The following is a 17312-nucleotide window of genomic DNA, read 5'->3' on the forward strand; positions in this document are numbered from 1 at the left end:
CCCTGCTTCTCCTCATTCAATGCCGTTCGCGTCGTGCCCGCTCGCACTGCGCCAGCCCAGCAACAGCCACAACAACCCGGCGAGCGCGAAAACCGAACCCAGAGTGTAGGTCCATGCGGCGCCGAGCGCTTCCCAGGTATAGCCGCTGATCAGCCCGCCGAGCATGCCGCCGGCACCGAACGACAAGCTGCCGTACAGCGCCTGCCCGCGGGATTGGAGCCGCCCCGGAAACCACAAGTTCACCACCGCGATCGCCGCCGCATGGTAGGCACCGAACGTCGCACCATGCAGCAGCTGCGCCACCAGCAGGAGTCCGAGGCTGTCCGCCCCCCAGCCGATCATCACGAAGCGGAACACGGCGCAGGCGAAGGCGAAGAGCAGGATCGAACGCAGCGCGAAACGCTTCATGATGCGCGGCATCAGCATGAACACCGCGATTTCGGCGAGTACGCCCAGCGTCCACATCCAGCCCACCAGCGCCTTGCCGTAGCCGTGCTCGACCAGGAAGATCGAGTAGAACACGTACAGCGCACCGTGCGCCGCCGACATCAGGAAGCAGGCGCCGAGCAGGGCCTGCACCTGGGGACGGCGCAGGACCTCGCCGAGGCGAACGGATTCGTGCTGCAGCGGCGGACGCTCGGCCTCGGGCAGGGCCAGCGCACAGGCGAAGATGCCGCCCAGGATCGCGGCCGTGGCCCACAGCACGGCCTTGATCGGCACATGGTCGAGCAGATGGCCGAGGGCGAGCACGGCGGCGATGAATCCGACCGAGCCCCAGACCCGGATGCTGCCGTAGCGATGCCCATCCCCCCCCAGGTGCGAGAAGGTGAGCCCTTCGGCAAGCGGCAGGGCGGCGCTCCAGAAAAAAGCCATCAGCGCCATCGCTGCGAACAGCCCGGCGAACTCGGTCGTGATGAAGAACACGGAAAACCCGGCCAGGCTCGCCAGTGCCGACAGGCGCACGATCGCCAGGCGCATTCCCAGGCGCTCGGCCAGCCAGCCCCACAGGTTGGGTGCGAGCACCCGCATCAGTTGCATCAGCGACATCAACAAGGCGATGTCGGTGGCAGTGAGCGCGATCGACTGCAGATAGAGGGTGAAGTACGGCGAGAACGCGCCGACGAAGGCGAAGTAGAAAAAGTAGTACGCCGACAGGCGCCAGTAGGGAATCATCGTCAAGACTGCATTCGAACCCGGATGGAGAGGCGGCGCGGAGCGGCTCCGGGCCCACCGATCGGCGACACAGCGGCATCACCCGCTTTCACCGCACTCCTGGCGGCCGCTGCGGACGGGCCCGGAAAGCCTGGGCGCGGGCTGCGGCGGCGAGCTCAGCGCGGCGAAGGCAGGCGCTGGCGGCCCTGCGGCGCGAGCGCGGCGATCCGCGGCGTGGCCGATTCGACATCGCCGCACTGGGCGCGGTGGCGCAGCGCGTGGTCGATCAGCACCAGCGCCAGCATCGCCTCGGCGATCGGCGTGGCGCGGATGCCGACACAGGGGTCGTGGCGGCCGTGGGTGTTGACGATCACCGGATTGCCGCTGCGATCGATCGAGCGACGGTCCAGGCGGATGCTGGAGGTCGGCTTGATCGCGATGCTGGCGAGGATGTCCTGCCCGGTGGAAATCCCGCCGAGCACGCCGCCGGCATGGTTGGAAAGGAAGCCTTCGGGTGTCATCTCGTCGCTGTGCTCGGTGCCATGCTGGAGCACCGAGCGGAAGCCGGCGCCGATCTCGACCCCCTTGACCGCATTGATCCCCATCATCGCCCAGGCGATGTCGGCATCCAGACGGTCGTACACCGGCTCGCCCCAGCCCGCCGGCACGCCGCTGGCGACGACCTCGAGGCGGGCGCCGATCGAGTCGCCCGACTTGCGCAGCTCATCCATGTAGGCTTCGAGCTGCGGCACGATCGCGGCATTGGGCGCGAAGAAGGGATTGCCGGCGACTTCGTCCCAGGACACGAAGGGGATCTCGATCGGCCCGAGCGCGCTCATGCAGGCGCGGATCTCGATGCCGTAGCGTTCGCGCAGCCATTTGCGCGCGATCGCGCCGGCGGCGACCCGGACCGCGGTTTCGCGCGCCGACGCCCGGCCGCCGCCACGGTAGTCGCGCAACCCGTATTTCTGCTGGTAGGCATAGTCCGCATGGCCGGGGCGGAACGTGTCGGCGATGTTGCCGTAGTCGTGCGAACGCTGATCCTGGTTGCGGATCAGGAGCGCGATCGGCGTGCCCGTGGTAACGCCGTCGAACACGCCGGAGAGGATTTCCACCGTGTCCGGCTCGCGGCGCTGGGTGACGTGGCGTGAGGTGCCGGGCTTGCGCCGGTCGAGCTCGGCCTGGATGTCGGTCACGCCGAGCGCCAGCCCCGGCGGACAGCCGTCGACCACGCAACCGATCGCCGGACCGTGGGATTCGCCAAATGAAGTGACGGTGAAGAGCGTGCCGAGAGTGCTGCCGGACATGAGAAGACTCGCCTGTAGGCCGCCGCCGCCATCCCGGGGAAGGCGTGCGCGGCGGCGCGGAAACGTCGGGAAGGAACGCGGCCGAGTTTATCACGGCCCCTTCTCTTCGGCCGGCACACGAAACGGGCATGCCCCGCGCCGTCAGTGGAAAAAGCGCTCCAGCCGTTCGAACACCTCGTGCTCGGTGCCGTGCCGGCGCACGGTGAGGACATCTTCGAGCTTTTCGAGCTGGCGGACCATCTGCTCCAGGCGCAGATCCTCGAACACCAGCAGCCAGATGCGCGAGCGCCGGCCGTCGGATACCGGCATGCACAGGATCCCCTCGACGTTGAAGGCACGGCGGGCGAAAAGATTGCAGATGTGGCTCATCACCCCGGGATGGTTGTTCACGTCCAGCTCGAGGACGACTTTGGCATAACCCGCCTGGGGCAGGGGGTCGGCAACCTGTTCGATCATCATCAGTCTCCGATCATTTCGGTGTTGGCCGCACCCGGCGGCACCATGGGGTAGACGAACTGCTCGCAGTCGATGCTGGCGTGGATCAGGCACGGCCCCGGCGCGTGCAAGGCCTCGGCGAGGGCCGCGCGCGGGTCGTCAGCCTGGTCCAGATCGAGCGCGGCGACGCCGAAACCTTCGGCGATTTTGGTGAAATCAGGTGCGGCGCGGTATTTCGAGGCGAACAAACGCTTGCCGTAGAAAAAGTGCTGTTGCTGGTGCACCAGGCCGAGCGCGTTGTTGTTCATCAGCACGATCTTGACCTTCAGCCCCTCCTCCGCCAGCGTCGCCAGTTCCTGGATGTTCATCTTGAAGCTGCCGTCGCCGGTAAAGCACACCACGGTGCGCTCGGGCTCGGCCAGCGCCGCACCGATCGCCGCCGGCAGGCCGAAGCCCATCGTGCCCAGCCCGCCGGAAGTTAGCCACTGACGCGGACGGCGGAAAGGATAGGCCTGTGCGACCCACATCTGGTGCTGGCCGACATCGGTGGCGATGATCGCGCGGTCGTCGAGCGCGGCGGCCACGGCATGGACCAGGCCGTAGTGGCTGCGCACGTCATCCACCCCCGGCAGGCGCATCGGAAAGCGCAGCTTCAGGCTTTGCACGTGCGACCGCCAGCGCTCGCGCAAGGCCGGTCGGATGCGCGGCAGCAGGGCTTCGAGCGCCGGGCCGAGATCGGCGTGAATGGCGACATGGGCATTCCTGATCTTGTGCAGTTCGGCGCGGTCGATGTCGATATGCACCACCTTCGCGTTCGGGCAGAACTGCGCGGCGCGGCCGATCGCGCGGTCGTCGAAGCGCGCACCGAGGCAGATCAGCAAGTCGGCTTCTTCGAGCACGAAGTTGGTGTAGCGCGCACCGTGCATGCCCAGCATGCCGAGCGACAGCGGATGGTCGATAGGCATCGCCCCGAGCGCCATCAGCGTCATCGTCGTCGGCAGCCCGGCCTGCTCGGCAAGGCGCACCGCGAGCGCCGCGGCAGCGCCGTGGATGACGCCGCCGCCCAGGTACAGCACCGGCCGCTCGGCCTCATTGATCCTCTTCGCCGCCGCCTCGACCGCCGCAAGGTCGAGCGCCGGCGGCACGCCGGGCAGCGCCGGCGGCGGCAGTTCGTCGACCGCGACGAACTGGTTCTGCACATCCTTGGGAACGTCGATCAGCACCGGTCCGGGACGGCCCGACATCGCGATGCGGAACGCATCGGGGATGACCTGCAGCAGTTCCTGGGCCGAGCGGACCAGATAATTGTGCTTGGTCACCGGCACCGTGATGCCGTAGATATCCACCTCCTGGAAGGCGTCGGTGCCGATCATCGCCTGCGGCACCTGGCCGGTGATGACGACCATCGGAATCGAATCGAGGCAGGCATCGGCAATCGCGGTGACGAGGTTGGTGGCGCCCGGACCGCTGGAGGCGACGCACACCTGCGGCACTCCGCTCACCCGCGCCATGCCTTGGGCGATGAACCCCGCCCCCTGCTCGTGACGGGCGAGCACGTGGCGGATCTGCGCGCTGCTCGCGAGGGCATCGTAAAACGGCAGGATGGCGCCGCCGGGAATCCCGGCGATGGTGCACACGCCCTGGCGCTCGAGAAGGCGCACCATCAGTTGTGCGCCGGTCAGTTGCATCATCTCTTTCTCCTTGACTGCGAAAGTGGCGACTCGACCGGCGATACAAAAGCAAAACCCCCGCCGGCCTGGTGCGCCGACGGGGGTTGGTGTTGCTGCTGTGCCTGAGTGAGCTGTCCCGTTACGACGCGCGCATGCCTACGCCTACTACGCGTACTACCGCTGCGGTACGGGTCGGGACGAAGGAACGGGCGGACGGGAACATTGCGGCTCGAAACGAAAGAGGTGGGTGAAGCGGTGCTCGCAGTTTAAGCATGAAAACCTCCCGGGCACAAGCACGTTGTGCCGTGCATGCTCAGCTCGCTGCAGGCGTCGAAGCGCTGTCGCGCAGTTCCCGGCGCAGAACCTTGCCGACATTGCTCTTGGGCAGCGCCGTTCTGAACTCGACGTGACGCGGCACCTTGTAGCCGGTCAGGTTGGCCCGGCAGTGGGCGATCACCGCCTCGGCCGTAAGGGCCGGATCCTTGCGCACGACGAACACCTTCACCGCCTCACCGCTATGCTCGTCGGGCACACCGACCGCCGCCACTTCGAGCACGCCGGGGAGGCTGGCGATCACATCCTCGATCTCGTTCGGGTACACGTTGAAGCCGGACACCAGGACCATGTCCTTCTTGCGGTCGACCAGGGTGATGAAGCCGTTCTCGTCGATCACCGCGATGTCTCCGCTGCGGAGAAAGCCGTCGGCGGTGAACGCGCGCGCGGTTTCCTGCGGACGGTTCCAGTAGCCCGGCGTGACCTGCGGACCGCGGATGCAGAGCTCTCCGCGCTGCCCCGGCGGCTGCTCCCTGTCGTCGTCGTCCCGGATGCTGATCTCGGTCGAAGGCAGCGGCAGGCCGATGGAGTGGTTGAAGCGCCCGATGTCGAGCGGATTGATCGTGACCGCAGGCGAGGTTTCGGTGAGGCCGTAGGCTTCGACCAGGGCCTTGCCGGTCAGCTGGCGCCATTTGTCGGCTACCGCCTGCTGCACGGCCATGCCGCCTCCGAGCGCCACCCGCAGGCTGGAAAAATCGAGCCGGGCGAAATCCGGGTTGTTGAGCAGGGCATTGAACAGGGTATTGACCCCGGTGATCACAGTGAAGCGGTGGCGGCGGAGTTCGCCGACGAAAGCAGGAATGTCGCGCGGATTGGGAATCAGGACGTTGGTCGCACCGATCTTGAAAAAGGTGAGGCAGTTCGCGGTCAACGAGAAAATGTGATAGAGCGGCAGCGCGGTGATGATGGTTTCCTCGCCCTCGCGCACGACGGGCCGGATCCAGGCGTGCGCCTGCTGCAAATTGGCGATGATGTTGCGGTGCGTCAGCACCACCCCTTTGGCCACCCCGGTGGTGCCGCCGGTGTACTGCAGGTAGGCGATGTCGTCATGGCCGGTATCGACCGCCTGCAACGGGTGCGCCGCCCCTCGGGCGAGCGCCTGCGACAAGCGGATCGCACCCTCGATGCGCCATGGCGGAACCATCCGCCGGACTCGGCGGAGGACAAAATCGGTGATTGCGCCTCTGGGAAAACCGAGCATTTCGCCGACGCTGGTGACGATCACCTGTTTCAGCGCCAGGCCCGCATGCACCTGCTCGAGCGTGTGGGCGAAGTTCTCGAGGATGACGATCGCCTCGGCCCCGGAGTCGGCGAGCTGGTGCGCCAGCTCCCGCGCGGTGTAAAGCGGATTGACATTGACCACCGTGTATCCGCCGCGCAGCGCGCCGAACATCGCGATCGGGTACTGCAGCAGGTTCGGCATCATCAGGGCGACGCGCGCGCCCTTGCGCAAGCCGAGCTCTCCCTGCAGATACGCCGCGAAGCGCGCCGATCGGGCATCCAGTTCGGCATAGGAGATCGTACGCCCCATGCAGACATAAGCCGTTTTGGCCGAAAAACGAGCGACGCTGCGGGCGAAGAGTTCGCCCAACGAACGGAATTCGTCGACGTCGATTTCGTCCGGCACGCCTGGCGGGTAACTTCTCAGCCAGATCTTGTCCACGCCCGTTCCTCCCACCGCGGAAAACACGCAGACCGGCCTCCCGCGCTTACGCAGCCCCCGTGCAGAGCCTGCGTCCCGCGGGTCGCGCCGAAAACCTGCGCCCTCACTTCCCCGGCTGTTCGCCCTCTTCGGCTTCGGGCCAGTTGCGGATGTAGTTCTTCAGCATGCGGTTCTCGAAGCTTTGCTCTTCCAGCACCGCCTTGGCGACATCGTGGAAGCTGACCACGCCAAGAAGAATGTGCTCGTCCATCACCGGCAGATAGCGCTGGTGGTGTTCGACCATCAGGCGACGCAACTCGTCCATTTCCATGTTCGGCGAGGCGGCGAACGGATCCCGGACCATCACGTCCTCGACGCTGAGCGCCTGCCAGTCCGCCCCTCCACGCTGCACGGCCTGCAACACCTCGCGAAAAGTCAGCATTCCCGTCATCCGCCCGCCGGAAAAGACCACCAGCGAGCCGACATCCTGCTCGTTCATGATTTCGACCGCTTCCGCGACACTTCTGCCGGGCCCGATGGTGAACAGCACCTTACCCTTGATCGCGAGAATCTCGCTCACCAACATGACGCCCCCTTGCACTCCGTGTTTACCGAACAATCGACTGTGCGCCATCTTAGTGCATCGGCCGGGCGAGGCAAAGCGGAACCCCGGTCGACAGCAGGGTTTCAGCGCTTGAGCTCGCCCAGTTTGCCTTTTACCTTCGCCCAGTCCTCGGCATCGGGCAACGCGTCCTTGCGCTCGACGATCGGTTTCCACTGCTTGGCAAGTTCGGCATTGAGGGCGATGAAGCGCTGCTGGTCCTGAGGCACGTCATCCTCGGCGAAGATGGCCTCGACCGGGCACTCGGCCACGCACAAGGTACAGTCGATGCACTCGTCGGGGTCGATCACCAGGAAATTCGGACCTTCCCGGAAGCAATCCACCGGGCAGACATCGACACAATCGGTATATTTGCAGCGGATGCAGCTCTCGGTCACAACGTAAGCCATGATGTTTTCTCCTTGGGGATGGCGGCCGCCCGCATCGACGTGCGGAGCGCATCCGCAATATAGTGCAGTCGTTTGCTTTTTCGCCACGGTCCGGCGCAACAAATAACGGCGGAAGCGGTCAATTTTCTTGACGCGACTGCCGCCTTCGCATAACTTCCCGCTGAACTTCTTCAGGGAGGCGCCTGCCTTCCGCATCCGGTGTGCGCTCTCCGCCACTCCGCCCCATCCGAGCAGTACCCCCGCGAGCACAGTCCCAGACTCTCGTTGTCATCTGCTATCCCTGACGTGAGGAATCATGAGCGAGCATATCCATTATGTGACCGACGGCAGCTTCGAAGCCGAAGTGCTGCAGTCCCAGATCCCGGTGCTGGTCGATTACTGGGCCGAATGGTGTGGCCCGTGCAAGATGATCGCCCCCATCCTTGACGACGTCGCGAAGGATTACGCCGGCAAACTCAAGGTCGCCAAGCTCAACATCGACGAAAACCAGGAGACTCCGGCCAAGTACGGCATCCGCGGCATTCCCACGCTGATGCTGTTCAAGGGCGGCAATGTCGAGGCGACCAAAGTGGGCGCCCTTTCCAAATCTCAACTGACCGCCTTCATTGACAGCAACATCTAAGCCGGACCAGGCTCCGGCCCGTTCTCGCGGTTCTTCGCGTGCCCGTCGCCGCGGCACGCGCAACCGCGACGGTAATCCCCCCCAGAATACCCCGCCCGAAAACGAACTCTTCGACGTCGAAGGGACGTACGAGGAAACGGCTTCTTCATCCGGTGAATCCGCCGGGCCCGGTCTCCATCTGTCGGAGCTCAAGGCCCTCCATGTCAGCGAATTGCTGCAGATGGCGGTCGAAAACGAGATCGAAGGCGCAAACCGGCTGCGGAAACAGGAACTCGTCTTCGCCCTGCTCAAGAATCGGGCCAAGAAGGGTGAGCCGATCTATGGTGACGGCGCGCTCGAAGTGCTGCCCGACGGCTTCGGCTTCCTGCGCTCGCCCGACACCTCGTACCTGGCCGGGACCGACGACATCTACGTCTCGCCCTCGCAGGTCCGGCGCTTCAACCTGCGCACCGGCGACACCATCGAAGGCGAGATCCGCACGCCCAAGGATGGCGAGCGCTACTTCGCTCTGGTCAAGCTCGACCGCATCAACGGCCGCCCGCCGGAAGAGTGCAAAAGCAAGATCCTGTTCGAGAACCTGACTCCACTGCATCCGCAGGAGTGCCTGAAGCTCGAGCGCGAAATCCGCGGCGAGGAGAACATCACCAGCCGCGTGATCGACATGATCGCGCCGATCGGCAAGGGTCAGCGCGGCCTGCTCGTCGCTCCGCCCAAGAGCGGCAAGACGGTCATGCTCCAGCACATCGCCCACGCGATCGCCACCAACCATCCGGACGTCAAGCTGATCGTGCTGCTGATCGACGAGCGCCCGGAAGAAGTGACGGAAATGCTGCGCTCGGTGAAGGGTGAAGTCGTGGCCTCGACTTTCGACGAGCCCGCGACCCGCCACGTCCAGGTCGCCGAAATGGTGATCGAGAAGGCCAAGCGCCTGACCGAGCACAAGTACGACGTGGTGATCCTGCTCGACTCGCTGACCCGCCTCGCCCGCGCCTACAATACCGTGGTGCCGGCTTCCGGCAAGGTGCTGACCGGCGGCGTCGATGCCAACGCACTGCAAAAGCCGAAGCGTTTTTTCGGTGCGGCGCGCAACATCGAAGAAGGCGGCTCGCTGACCATCCTCGCCACCGCGCTGATCGACACCGGCAGCCGCATGGACGACGTGATCTACGAGGAATTCAAGGGCACCGGCAACATGGAGCTCCACCTCGACCGGCGCATGGCGGAAAAGCGCGTCTATCCGGCGATCAACGTCAACCGCTCCGGCACCCGGCGCGAAGAGCTGCTGCTCAAGGCCGACGTGCTGCAGAAAGTGTGGATCCTGCGCAAGCTGCTGTACGGCATGGACGACATCGACGCGATGGAGTTTCTCCTCGACAAGATCAAGGCCACCAAGAGCAATGCCGAGTTCTTCGACGCGATGCGTTCGGGCCGCGGCTAGAAAGGCAGGCAGAAAGCCCGGCACAAAGAAAAACGCCATCAGTCACGTGATGGCGTTTTTTCTTGGTTTGCCCGGCTACGCCATCATTGGCCGTAGTCGTAAAAACCCTTCCCCGTCTTGCGTCCGAGATACCCGGCTTCCACCATCTCCACCAGCAGCGGAGCGGGACGGTATTTAGGATCCTTGAAGCCCTCGAACAGCACCTGCATCACCGCCAATTCGACATCCAGGCCGATCAGGTCACCCAGCGCCAGCGGACCGATCGGATGGTTGCAGCCGAGCTTCATCGCCTCGTCGATCTCGGCCGCCGTAGCCAGGCCTTCGCCGAGGGCGAAAATCGCCTCGTTGATCATCGGGCACAGCATGCGGTTCACCACGAACCCGGGGCTGTTCTTGATCTGAACCGGAGTCTTCCCGATTACCTTGGCGACCGCTTCGACTGCGGCATAGGTCCGGTCGCTCGTCTGCAGCCCGCGGATGAGCTCGACCAGTGCCATCATCGGCACCGGATTGAAGAAGTGCATGCCGATCACCCGGTCCGGGCGCGAGGTCGCCGCGGCGAGCTTGGTAATGGAAATCGACGAAGTATTGCTGGCCAGAATCGCCTCGCTCTTCATGACGCGGTCGAGGTCGGCGAATATCTTGAGCTTGAGCTCCAGGTTTTCGGTCGCGGCCTCGATCACCAGGTCGCAGTCCGCCAAGGCCGACGACGAAGTGGCAGTGGCGATCCGCGCCATCGCCGCAGCTTTCTCCTCGGCGCTCATCTTGTCCTTCTTGACCAGCCGCTCCAGGCTGGCGCTGATGGTATCCAGGCCGCGCTGGATTTGCGACTGGCCGACGTCCATCATGATCACATCCTGCCCTGCAACGGCGAACGCCTGGGTGATGCCATTTCCCATTGTCCCCGCCCCAACGACTCCGATCTTGCCGATAGTCATCCTCATTTCGCTCCTGTCCAATTGTCCAATCGATCGATGGCGCACCTCGAAGCGGAATGCCGCTCATTCCATACCGGTACGTATGGGCAGGCACTTTAGCGGATTCGGTCCGCTCGCACCAGCACTTGCCACATATCGATGTCCGCGACCTCCCTGCCCCCGGACGGAGACCGCAAAAACCCATGGCGGACACAGACGCAAGCCTGCGCAGTTTCCCCCTGGAGCGGCAAAGTGACAGCAATCGGCGTGCGCCAGCCAGAACCAGCCTTCCCACGCCAGACCACCCTCGAAGAGCGCGCCCATGCTCGGCGTGAACGAAAAAAGGGAGCCCAAAGGCTCCCTTTTTGGTGGCGGAGTGGACGGGACTCGAACCCGCGACCCCCGGCGTGACAGGCCGGTATTCTAACCGACTGAACTACCACTCCGCGCTGACCTGCACCGACATCGCTGCCGGTTTTGCACTTCAGCTTTACGGCTGAAGCACCTTGACTGGCGTCCCCACGGGGATTCGAACCCCGGTTATCGCCGTGAAAGGGCGGTGTCCTAGGCCTCTAGACGATGGGGACTGCATACTGCAAAACTTCGTGTTGGTGGAGGTAAGCGGGATCGAACCGCTGACCTCTTGCATGCCATGCAAGCGCTCTCCCAGCTGAGCTATACCCCCACAACGAGCTGGTAATTCTATCTTGCACGCAAGCTTACCGCAACTACCCCGACACTTCGACTTCAGGGCAAAACAGGCGACAGCCTGTTTGAAACTGGCGGAGTGGACGGGACTCGAACCCGCGACCCCCGGCGTGACAGGCCGGTATTCTAACCGACTGAACTACCACTCCGCACTGACCTGCACCGACATCGCTGCCGGCTTTGCACTTCAGCTTTATGGCTGAAGCACCTTGACTGGCGTCCCCACGGGGATTCGAACCCCGGTTATCGCCGTGAAAGGGCGGTGTCCTAGGCCTCTAGACGATGGGGACTGCATACTGCAAAACTTCGTGTTGGTGGAGGTAAGCGGGATCGAACCGCTGACCTCTTGCATGCCATGCAAGCGCTCTCCCAGCTGAGCTATACCCCCGTCACCGAAGAGCGCGCATTATAGGACTCGCCGGGATCGCTGTAAACCTCTTTCGCGCTTTATTTTGAGTTGGCTCAACGCTGGCGGCTCTACCCTGCACTCTCGACCGTCTCCTGACGTTCGAGCTGCAGCAGCTTGCCCGGATTCATCAGCCCTCGCGGGTCGAAAGCCTGCTTGATCGTGCGCATCATATCCATCTCGACCGCCGGCTTGTAGCGCAAAATTTCATCGCGTTTGAGCTGACCGAGACCATGCTCGGCCGAAATCGAGCCGCCGAGTTCCGTCACCAAGTCATGCACGATACGGTTCGCCTCGGGCGTCCGTTCGATGAAGGCCGCGTTTTCCGCGGCATCCGGCTTGGAAAGGTTGAAGTGAAGATTGCCGTCGCCGATATGACCGAAGGCCACGATGCGCGCCTCGGGCCACACGCTGTGCAGCGCTGCGCCCGCCCGCTCGAGAAACTCGGGAATGCGGCTGACCGGCACGGCGACATCGTGTTTGATGCTGAGGCCTTCGATGCGCTGGGCCTCCGAGATGCTCTCGCGCAGCGTCCACAACGCCTGTGCCTGGACAAGGCTTGCGGCGATCGCCGCATCTTCGACCAGGCCCTGCTCGCCCCCCAGGCTCAGGACTTCCTGCAGTCTCGCCTCCAAAGCGGTATCGGCCGCGGTGTCGGACAGTTCGACCAACACGGCCCATGGGGCCATCCGGGAAAGAGGATTGCGGGCCGAAGGAATATGCTCGAGCACGAGTTCAAGAGCACTGCGCCCGATAATCTCAAAAGCGCTGACCCGATCGCCACAGTGCGATCTCAGCAGACCGAGCAGGCGGACGGCGGCCCGCGGGTCGGGCACGGCCACCCAAGCGGTAGCACGCGAACGGATCGCCGGGAACAGCTTCAACACCGCCGCCGTGATGACCCCCAGCGTTCCCTCGGCACCGATGAACAGCTGTTTCAGGTCGTAGCCGGTGTTGTCCTTGCGCAGGCCGCGCAAACCATTCCACACCCGCCCGTCGGGCAGCACCACTTCCAGCCCGAGTACGAGCTCGCGGGCATTCCCGTAGCGCAGCACCTGCACCCCGCCGGCATTGGTCGACAGATTGCCCCCGATCAGGCAGCTGCCTTCGGAAGCCAGCGCCAGCGGAAACAGGCGGTCGGCCTCGGCAGCGGCATGCTGCACCGCCGCCAGCGTGCAGCCGGCATCGACGCAGACAGTGTCGTTGTCGGTGTCGAGTGCCCGGATGCGGTCGAGCCGGGACAGTCCGAGCACCACGGCCCGGCCGCCGGGCAGTGGTGTCGCGCCACCGCACAAGCCGGTATTGCCACCCTGGGGCACGATGGCCATCCCTGCCCGGGAACAGATCGAAACCACTTCGGCCACTTGCACCGTGGTCGACGGTTTCACCACCGCCAAGGCATCGCCGTGGTAACGCCCGCGCCAGTCGGTCAGAAAGGGCGCCATGTCTTCCGGCACGGTCAGCACATGGTCGGCGCCGACCGCGCGGACCAGTGCGGCGAGCAGTTCGTTCATCGTATTTCTCCCACCTCCTCAGTCCGTGTCCCGCCCCATCACCTCGTGCAGCAGCGGGCGCATGCGGGCCACGGCGGCCTCTCCTTCGGCGATCGCCTCGGCGGCGCGGTGGTAATCCATCAGGGCGAGTTGGCCGACCCGCGGAGCGATCAGCACGTCGGCGGGGTCGCCCGCCAGACGGCTGCGGGCGATCCGGACCTGCATGATGTTGAGGCTGGAACTGATCACCGAGATCATCGAGGGCAGTCCGCCATCATCGGCAAAAGCGGCGGCCCGGGCCTGGGCCAGGCTCTCGCCGGCGGCGGAGGCGAAACGGGTGAACAAGCGCTCCGTCCACCCTGTTTCGGCATCCACTTCCGCGACCGGCTGGGGTACGGTGCGACGCGCGGCACGACCGACGATGTCCGAACCGAGATCGACGGCAATCACGATATCCGCTCCCATCGCCCTGCACAGCGATACCGGCACCGGGTTGACCAGACCGCCATCGACGAGCACGCGCCCGTCGTGCATGACCGGCGTCATCAACCCGGGCAGCGCGATCGAAGCCCGCACCGCCGCCGCCACGCTGCCGTCATGGAGCCAGATTTCGCGCCCGGTCGACAACTCGGTCGCAACACAGGCGAAGCGCAGGTCAAGCTCGGAGAAGTCACGGTCGGTGAAATTGCGCTCGAAAAAGCCGATCAGGCGCTCGCCCTTGATCAAGCCGCCGCGCAGGGAAACGTCGAGCAGGGACATCACATCCTGCCATTTCAGCGCGTCCGCCCAGCGGATGAGTTTGTCGAGGTCCCCCGCTGCGGCGGCGGCGCCGACAAACGCCCCGATCGAGCAGCCGGAGATGACGTCGGGAACGATGCCTTCGCCTGCCAGCGCGCGCAACACGCCCAGATGCGCCCAGCCGCGCGCCGCACCGCTGCCCAGCGCAACCCCGACCACCGGAGCGTGGTGCTTGCGCGCCACCGCCGGGATGGCCCCTGAACTCGGCGCCGCCTTGCTCATGCGCTACTCCAGCACCACAGGCCTGCGCCGGGCTCGAAGCTCAGCCCAGGCGTTCGGCGTAAAGATCATGGACATCGCAATCGGTGATCCGCACCCGCACGAAATCGCCCGGCACCAGACCTTCGCTGTCGGGAATGACCACCAGCCCATCGACTTCCGGCGCGTCCCCCGGCGAACGGGCGAACGCCCCCTCCTCATCGATTTCGTCCACGAGCACGGTCATCTCGCGGCCGATCTTCGCCTCGAGGCGCTGGGTGGAAATGTCCTCCTGGAAATCCATCAACCGCGCCCGCCGCTCCTCCCGGGTCTCATCGGGCACGGCACCGGGCAGCTCGTTCGCTGCCGCCCCTTCCACCGGAGAATAGGCGAACGCGCCAACGCGGTCGAGCCGGGCTTCCTCGAGGAAGTTCAGCAACATCTCGAAGTCGTCCTCGGTCTCGCCCGGGAAGCCGGTGATGAAGGTCGAGCGGATGGTCAGATCCGGGCAGATGCTGCGCCACTTGCGCACGCGCTCGAGCACGTTCTCGGCATTCGCCGGCCGCTTCATCGCCTTCAGGATTTTCGGGCTGGCGTGCTGGAAGGGTACATCCAGGTACGGCAGGATGCGGCCTTCGGCCATCAGCGGGATCAGCTCGTCTACGCTCGGATACGGGTACACGTAGTGCATGCGGATCCAGATCCCGAGCTCGCCCAGGGCTCTGGCCAGCTCGAGCAGGCGGGTCTTCACCGGGCGACCGCCCCAGAATCCGGTGCGGTACTTGACATCGACGCCGTAGGCGGACGTGTCCTGCGAAATCACCAGGATCTCTTTCACCCCGGCCTCGGCCAGTGCCTCGGCCTCGCGCATCACCTCGTGGATCGGCCGGCTGACCAGATCACCGCGCATCGACGGAATGATGCAAAAGGAGCAGCGGTGGTTACAGCCTTCGGAAATCTTCAGGTAAGCGTAGTGCTGCGGCGTCAGGCGGATGCCCTGCGGCGGCACCAGATCGGTGAACGGATCGTGGGGCTTGGGAAGATACTTATGCACCGCATGCATCACCTCTTCGGTGGCATGCGGGCCGGTCACGGCCAGCACCTGCGGATGGGTGGCGAGCACGATGTCGTCCTTGGCGCCGAGGCAGCCGGTGACGATGACCTTGCCATTCTCGGCCAGCGCCTCGCCGATCGCGTCGAGCGACTCTTCGACCGCCGCATCGATGAAACCGCAGGTATTCACCACCACCAGATCGGCGTCGTCGTAGCTGCCGGAAATCGAGTAACCTTCGGCGCGCAGCCGGGTCAGGAGGTGTTCGGAATCCACCGTTGCCTTCGGGCAGCCGAGGGACACCATGCCGATGCGCGGCAGTTCCGGAGTCTTGAGAGTGGTCATGCTGGCGCTGGCCTTGTCAGCAGTCGAATCGGCGTAAGCCCGGGGCGATACGTCGGTTCGGGTCTTACTTGTCGGAGTCACCCTTCCCGGCGGCGGGTGCGGTGCGCTCCTCGCCGGGCCTGGCGTACTGGGGGAACTGAAAGCCGGTGAACATGTTGCGGGTCTGGCTTTCGAGCTGCTGCTGCATCTGCTCGAACATTTTCCTGGACTGGTCCACGTAGGCGCCCATCATGCTCTGCAGCGCCGGTCCCTGGAAATTGAGGAACTGGGCCCAGAGATCCTGGCCGACCGGGCTGTTCTCGCCGTAGATCGCGCGGGCCTGGTCCTGGAGCTTGCCCTGCATTTCGGTAAATGCCTTGATGTTGCTTTCCAGATACTTGCCCATCATCCCCTGCATGGCATTGCCATAAAAGCGGATCATGTGCGCGAGCAGATCGCTGGTAAACATCGGCGCCCCCCCGGCCTCTTCCTCGAGGATGATCTGCAGCAGGATGGTGCGCGTCAGATCCTCCCCCGTCTTCGCATCGACAACCTGGAATTCCTCATTGCCCAATACCAGCTCCTTGACGTCGGACAGAGTGATGTAGGAACTGGTGCGGGTGTCGTATAGACGGCGGTTGGGGTATTTCTTGATCAGGCGCTGCTGCTCGGGCATTTCTCCGTCTCCTCGGTGCGGGCCGTTCCGCGCTTGCTGGTGGATTATATCGCGATGCGAAAACGAAACCCCGTCGCTGGACGGGGCTTCGTGATCACGCGCCTGACACAGTGCAGCATCAGCACATGTGCAGGCCGCCGTTGATGTTGATGGTAGCACCGGTAATGTAGGCCGCCTTGTCCGAGGCGAGATAGGCGCACAGGTCGCCGATCTCGTCCGGACGCCCCAGACGTCCCATCGGGATGGTGTCGATGATGCCCTGGCGGATGTCATCGCGGATCGCCATCACCATCTCGGTGCCGACGTAGCCCGGTGCGACGGCATTGACCGTAACCCCCTTCGTCGCGAGTTCGGCTGCCAGTGCCTTGGTGAAGCCGAGTACGCCGGCCTTGGCCGCGGAGTAGTTGGTCTGGCCAGCCTGGCCCTTGACCCCGTTCACCGACGAAATGCTGATGATCCGCCCCCAGCCACGTTCGGCCATCTTCGCCGAGACGTGATGAGTCACGTTGAACAGGCTGTTCAGGTTGGTGTTGATCACCGCATCCCACTGCGCTTTCTGCATCTTGGGGAAGAACTTGTCGCGGGTGATGCCGGCGTTGTTCACCAGCACATCGACCGGACCGACTTCGGCTTCGATCCTGGCGACCATCGCCGCACAGGAGTCGTAGTCGGAAACATCCCCTTCCGCGGCAACGAAATTGAACCCCAGGTCGCGCTGGGCTGCCAGCCACCCCTCTTTCTGATCGAAGCCGGGCAGGCAGTTCGCCACCACCTTCATGCCGTCCCTGGCTAGGGACTGGCAGATCGCGGTACCGAGGCCGCCCATTGCGCCCGTTACGAGGGCGATTTTCTGGGACATGTTGTGATCCTTCCGAGGCGATTTTCAATGCCGGGCCCGCTCCGCAAGTACCCCGGGAAACGGGTCCGGCCCTTCATGCGGCAGCGCGTCAGCTGCCGGGTAGAGGCATTATAAACGCACTCGAGGAGCCGTGCTGCAACGCAATAAAAACAGCCTCCGGAATCGAGTAGGGGACGGGGTCACCCCCGTCGCCCTCTCACACCACCGTACGTGCGGTTCCGCATACGGCGGTTCATGAAAGACACTGGAGTCGTCGCGTCGTATCGAGCAGC

The 17312-nt window shown here is 64.5% G+C and carries 15 protein-coding genes and 6 tRNA genes; 2 read left to right on the plus strand and 19 right to left on the minus strand.

Going from position 1 to position 17312, the window contains the following annotated elements:
• Positions 1-12 precede the first annotated feature (12 nt).
• The 7 genes from MXC99_RS08235 to fdxA all read right to left on the minus strand — a co-directional run bounded on the left by MXC99_RS08235 (position 13) and on the right by fdxA (position 7550).
• Complete coding sequence (locus MXC99_RS08235; RefSeq protein ID WP_247724985.1) at positions 13-1173, minus strand: MFS transporter; 1161 nt, start codon at positions 1171-1173, stop codon at positions 13-15.
• Positions 1174-1328: 155 nt separating this feature from the next.
• A complete protein-coding gene (gene aroC / locus MXC99_RS08240; RefSeq protein WP_247724986.1) occupies positions 1329-2459 on the minus strand; it encodes a chorismate synthase in 1131 nt (376 codons plus the stop codon).
• 141 nt (positions 2460-2600) lie between these two features.
• The gene (gene ilvN, locus MXC99_RS08245; RefSeq protein WP_075149416.1) at positions 2601-2918 is read right to left on the minus strand and encodes an acetolactate synthase small subunit; all 318 of its coding nucleotides are present in this window, start codon (positions 2916-2918) and stop codon (positions 2601-2603) included.
• Complete coding sequence (gene ilvB, locus MXC99_RS08250) at positions 2918-4585, minus strand: acetolactate synthase large subunit (protein WP_247724987.1); 1668 nt, start codon at positions 4583-4585, stop codon at positions 2918-2920. Before ilvB ends, ilvN begins: the two co-directional genes overlap by 1 nt.
• A gap of 292 nt (positions 4586-4877) precedes the next feature.
• Positions 4878-6560 (minus strand): AMP-binding protein, encoded by a 1683-nt coding sequence (locus MXC99_RS08255; RefSeq protein WP_247724988.1) that lies wholly within the window; start codon positions 6558-6560, stop codon positions 4878-4880.
• Positions 6561-6663: 103 nt separating this feature from the next.
• A complete protein-coding gene (locus MXC99_RS08260; protein WP_107220403.1) occupies positions 6664-7125 on the minus strand; it encodes a CBS domain-containing protein in 462 nt (153 codons plus the stop codon).
• 101 nt (positions 7126-7226) lie between these two features.
• The gene (gene fdxA / locus MXC99_RS08265) at positions 7227-7550 is read right to left on the minus strand and encodes a ferredoxin FdxA (protein WP_107220402.1); all 324 of its coding nucleotides are present in this window, start codon (positions 7548-7550) and stop codon (positions 7227-7229) included.
• A gap of 295 nt (positions 7551-7845) precedes the next feature.
• Here fdxA and trxA point away from each other — a divergent pair, with 295 nt between their 5' ends.
• On the plus strand, positions 7846-8172 hold the full coding sequence (gene trxA, locus MXC99_RS08270; protein WP_107220401.1) for a thioredoxin TrxA: 327 nt from the start codon (positions 7846-7848) through the stop codon (positions 8170-8172).
• Between the two features lie 178 nt (positions 8173-8350).
• Complete coding sequence (rho, locus tag MXC99_RS08275; RefSeq protein ID WP_282099861.1) at positions 8351-9610, plus strand: transcription termination factor Rho; 1260 nt, start codon at positions 8351-8353, stop codon at positions 9608-9610.
• Positions 9611-9693: 83 nt separating this feature from the next.
• Here the strand turns inward: rho and MXC99_RS08280 are convergent, their stop codons facing one another.
• The 12 genes from MXC99_RS08280 to MXC99_RS08335 form a co-directional block, all read right to left on the minus strand.
• Positions 9694-10548, minus strand: coding sequence for a 3-hydroxybutyryl-CoA dehydrogenase (locus MXC99_RS08280; RefSeq protein ID WP_247724997.1), 855 nt, complete (start codon positions 10546-10548; stop codon positions 9694-9696).
• A gap of 348 nt (positions 10549-10896) precedes the next feature.
• Positions 10897-10973, minus strand: a tRNA-Asp gene (locus MXC99_RS08285).
• Between the two features lie 65 nt (positions 10974-11038).
• Positions 11039-11114: transfer RNA gene (locus MXC99_RS08290), tRNA-Glu, on the minus strand.
• 22 nt (positions 11115-11136) lie between these two features.
• Positions 11137-11212 (minus strand) — tRNA-Ala (locus tag MXC99_RS08295).
• Between the two features lie 95 nt (positions 11213-11307).
• Positions 11308-11384, minus strand: a tRNA-Asp gene (locus MXC99_RS08300).
• A gap of 65 nt (positions 11385-11449) precedes the next feature.
• Positions 11450-11525: transfer RNA gene (locus MXC99_RS08305), tRNA-Glu, on the minus strand.
• A 22-nt stretch (positions 11526-11547) separates the two neighbouring features.
• Positions 11548-11623 (minus strand) — tRNA-Ala (locus MXC99_RS08310).
• An 89-nt stretch (positions 11624-11712) separates the two neighbouring features.
• Complete coding sequence (locus MXC99_RS08315; RefSeq protein WP_247724990.1) at positions 11713-13155, minus strand: FAD-binding oxidoreductase; 1443 nt, start codon at positions 13153-13155, stop codon at positions 11713-11715.
• 18 nt (positions 13156-13173) lie between these two features.
• On the minus strand, positions 13174-14154 hold the full coding sequence (gene rssA, locus MXC99_RS08320; protein ID WP_247724991.1) for a patatin-like phospholipase RssA: 981 nt from the start codon (positions 14152-14154) through the stop codon (positions 13174-13176).
• Positions 14155-14194: 40 nt separating this feature from the next.
• Positions 14195-15526 carry a 30S ribosomal protein S12 methylthiotransferase RimO gene (gene rimO, locus MXC99_RS08325; RefSeq protein WP_247724992.1) on the minus strand — a complete coding sequence of 444 codons (1332 nt, stop codon included), beginning with the start codon at positions 15524-15526 and terminating at the stop codon, positions 14195-14197.
• Positions 15527-15590: 64 nt separating this feature from the next.
• A complete protein-coding gene (gene phaR / locus MXC99_RS08330; protein WP_247724993.1) occupies positions 15591-16181 on the minus strand; it encodes a polyhydroxyalkanoate synthesis repressor PhaR in 591 nt (196 codons plus the stop codon).
• A 118-nt stretch (positions 16182-16299) separates the two neighbouring features.
• Positions 16300-17040 carry a beta-ketoacyl-ACP reductase gene (locus tag MXC99_RS08335; protein WP_247724994.1) on the minus strand — a complete coding sequence of 247 codons (741 nt, stop codon included), beginning with the start codon at positions 17038-17040 and terminating at the stop codon, positions 16300-16302.
• Positions 17041-17312 lie beyond the last annotated feature (272 nt).

This window comes from Thauera aromatica, assembly GCF_023093595.1.
GTDB classification, from domain to species: Bacteria; Pseudomonadota; Gammaproteobacteria; order Burkholderiales; family Rhodocyclaceae; genus Thauera; species Thauera aromatica_A.

Coding starts and splice junctions, on each gene's coding strand:
- MXC99_RS08235 (WP_247724985.1), bottom strand. CDS start 1,173: ATGATTCCCTACTGGCGCCTGTCGGCGTACTACTTTTTCTACTTCGCC.
- aroC (WP_247724986.1), bottom strand. CDS start 2,459: ATGTCCGGCAGCACTCTCGGCACGCTCTTCACCGTCACTTCATTTGGC.
- ilvN (WP_075149416.1), bottom strand. CDS start 2,918: ATGATGATCGAACAGGTTGCCGACCCCCTGCCCCAGGCGGGTTATGCC.
- ilvB (WP_247724987.1), bottom strand. CDS start 4,585: ATGATGCAACTGACCGGCGCACAACTGATGGTGCGCCTTCTCGAGCGC.
- MXC99_RS08260 (WP_107220403.1), bottom strand. CDS start 7,125: ATGTTGGTGAGCGAGATTCTCGCGATCAAGGGTAAGGTGCTGTTCACC.
- fdxA (WP_107220402.1), bottom strand. CDS start 7,550: ATGGCTTACGTTGTGACCGAGAGCTGCATCCGCTGCAAATATACCGAT.
- trxA (WP_107220401.1), top strand. CDS start 7,846: ATGAGCGAGCATATCCATTATGTGACCGACGGCAGCTTCGAAGCCGAA.
- MXC99_RS08280 (WP_247724997.1), bottom strand. CDS start 10,548: ATGACTATCGGCAAGATCGGAGTCGTTGGGGCGGGGACAATGGGAAAT.
- MXC99_RS08315 (WP_247724990.1), bottom strand. CDS start 13,155: ATGAACGAACTGCTCGCCGCACTGGTCCGCGCGGTCGGCGCCGACCAT.
- rssA (WP_247724991.1), bottom strand. CDS start 14,154: ATGAGCAAGGCGGCGCCGAGTTCAGGGGCCATCCCGGCGGTGGCGCGC.
- rimO (WP_247724992.1), bottom strand. CDS start 15,526: ATGACCACTCTCAAGACTCCGGAACTGCCGCGCATCGGCATGGTGTCC.
- phaR (WP_247724993.1), bottom strand. CDS start 16,181: ATGCCCGAGCAGCAGCGCCTGATCAAGAAATACCCCAACCGCCGTCTA.
- MXC99_RS08335 (WP_247724994.1), bottom strand. CDS start 17,040: ATGTCCCAGAAAATCGCCCTCGTAACGGGCGCAATGGGCGGCCTCGGT.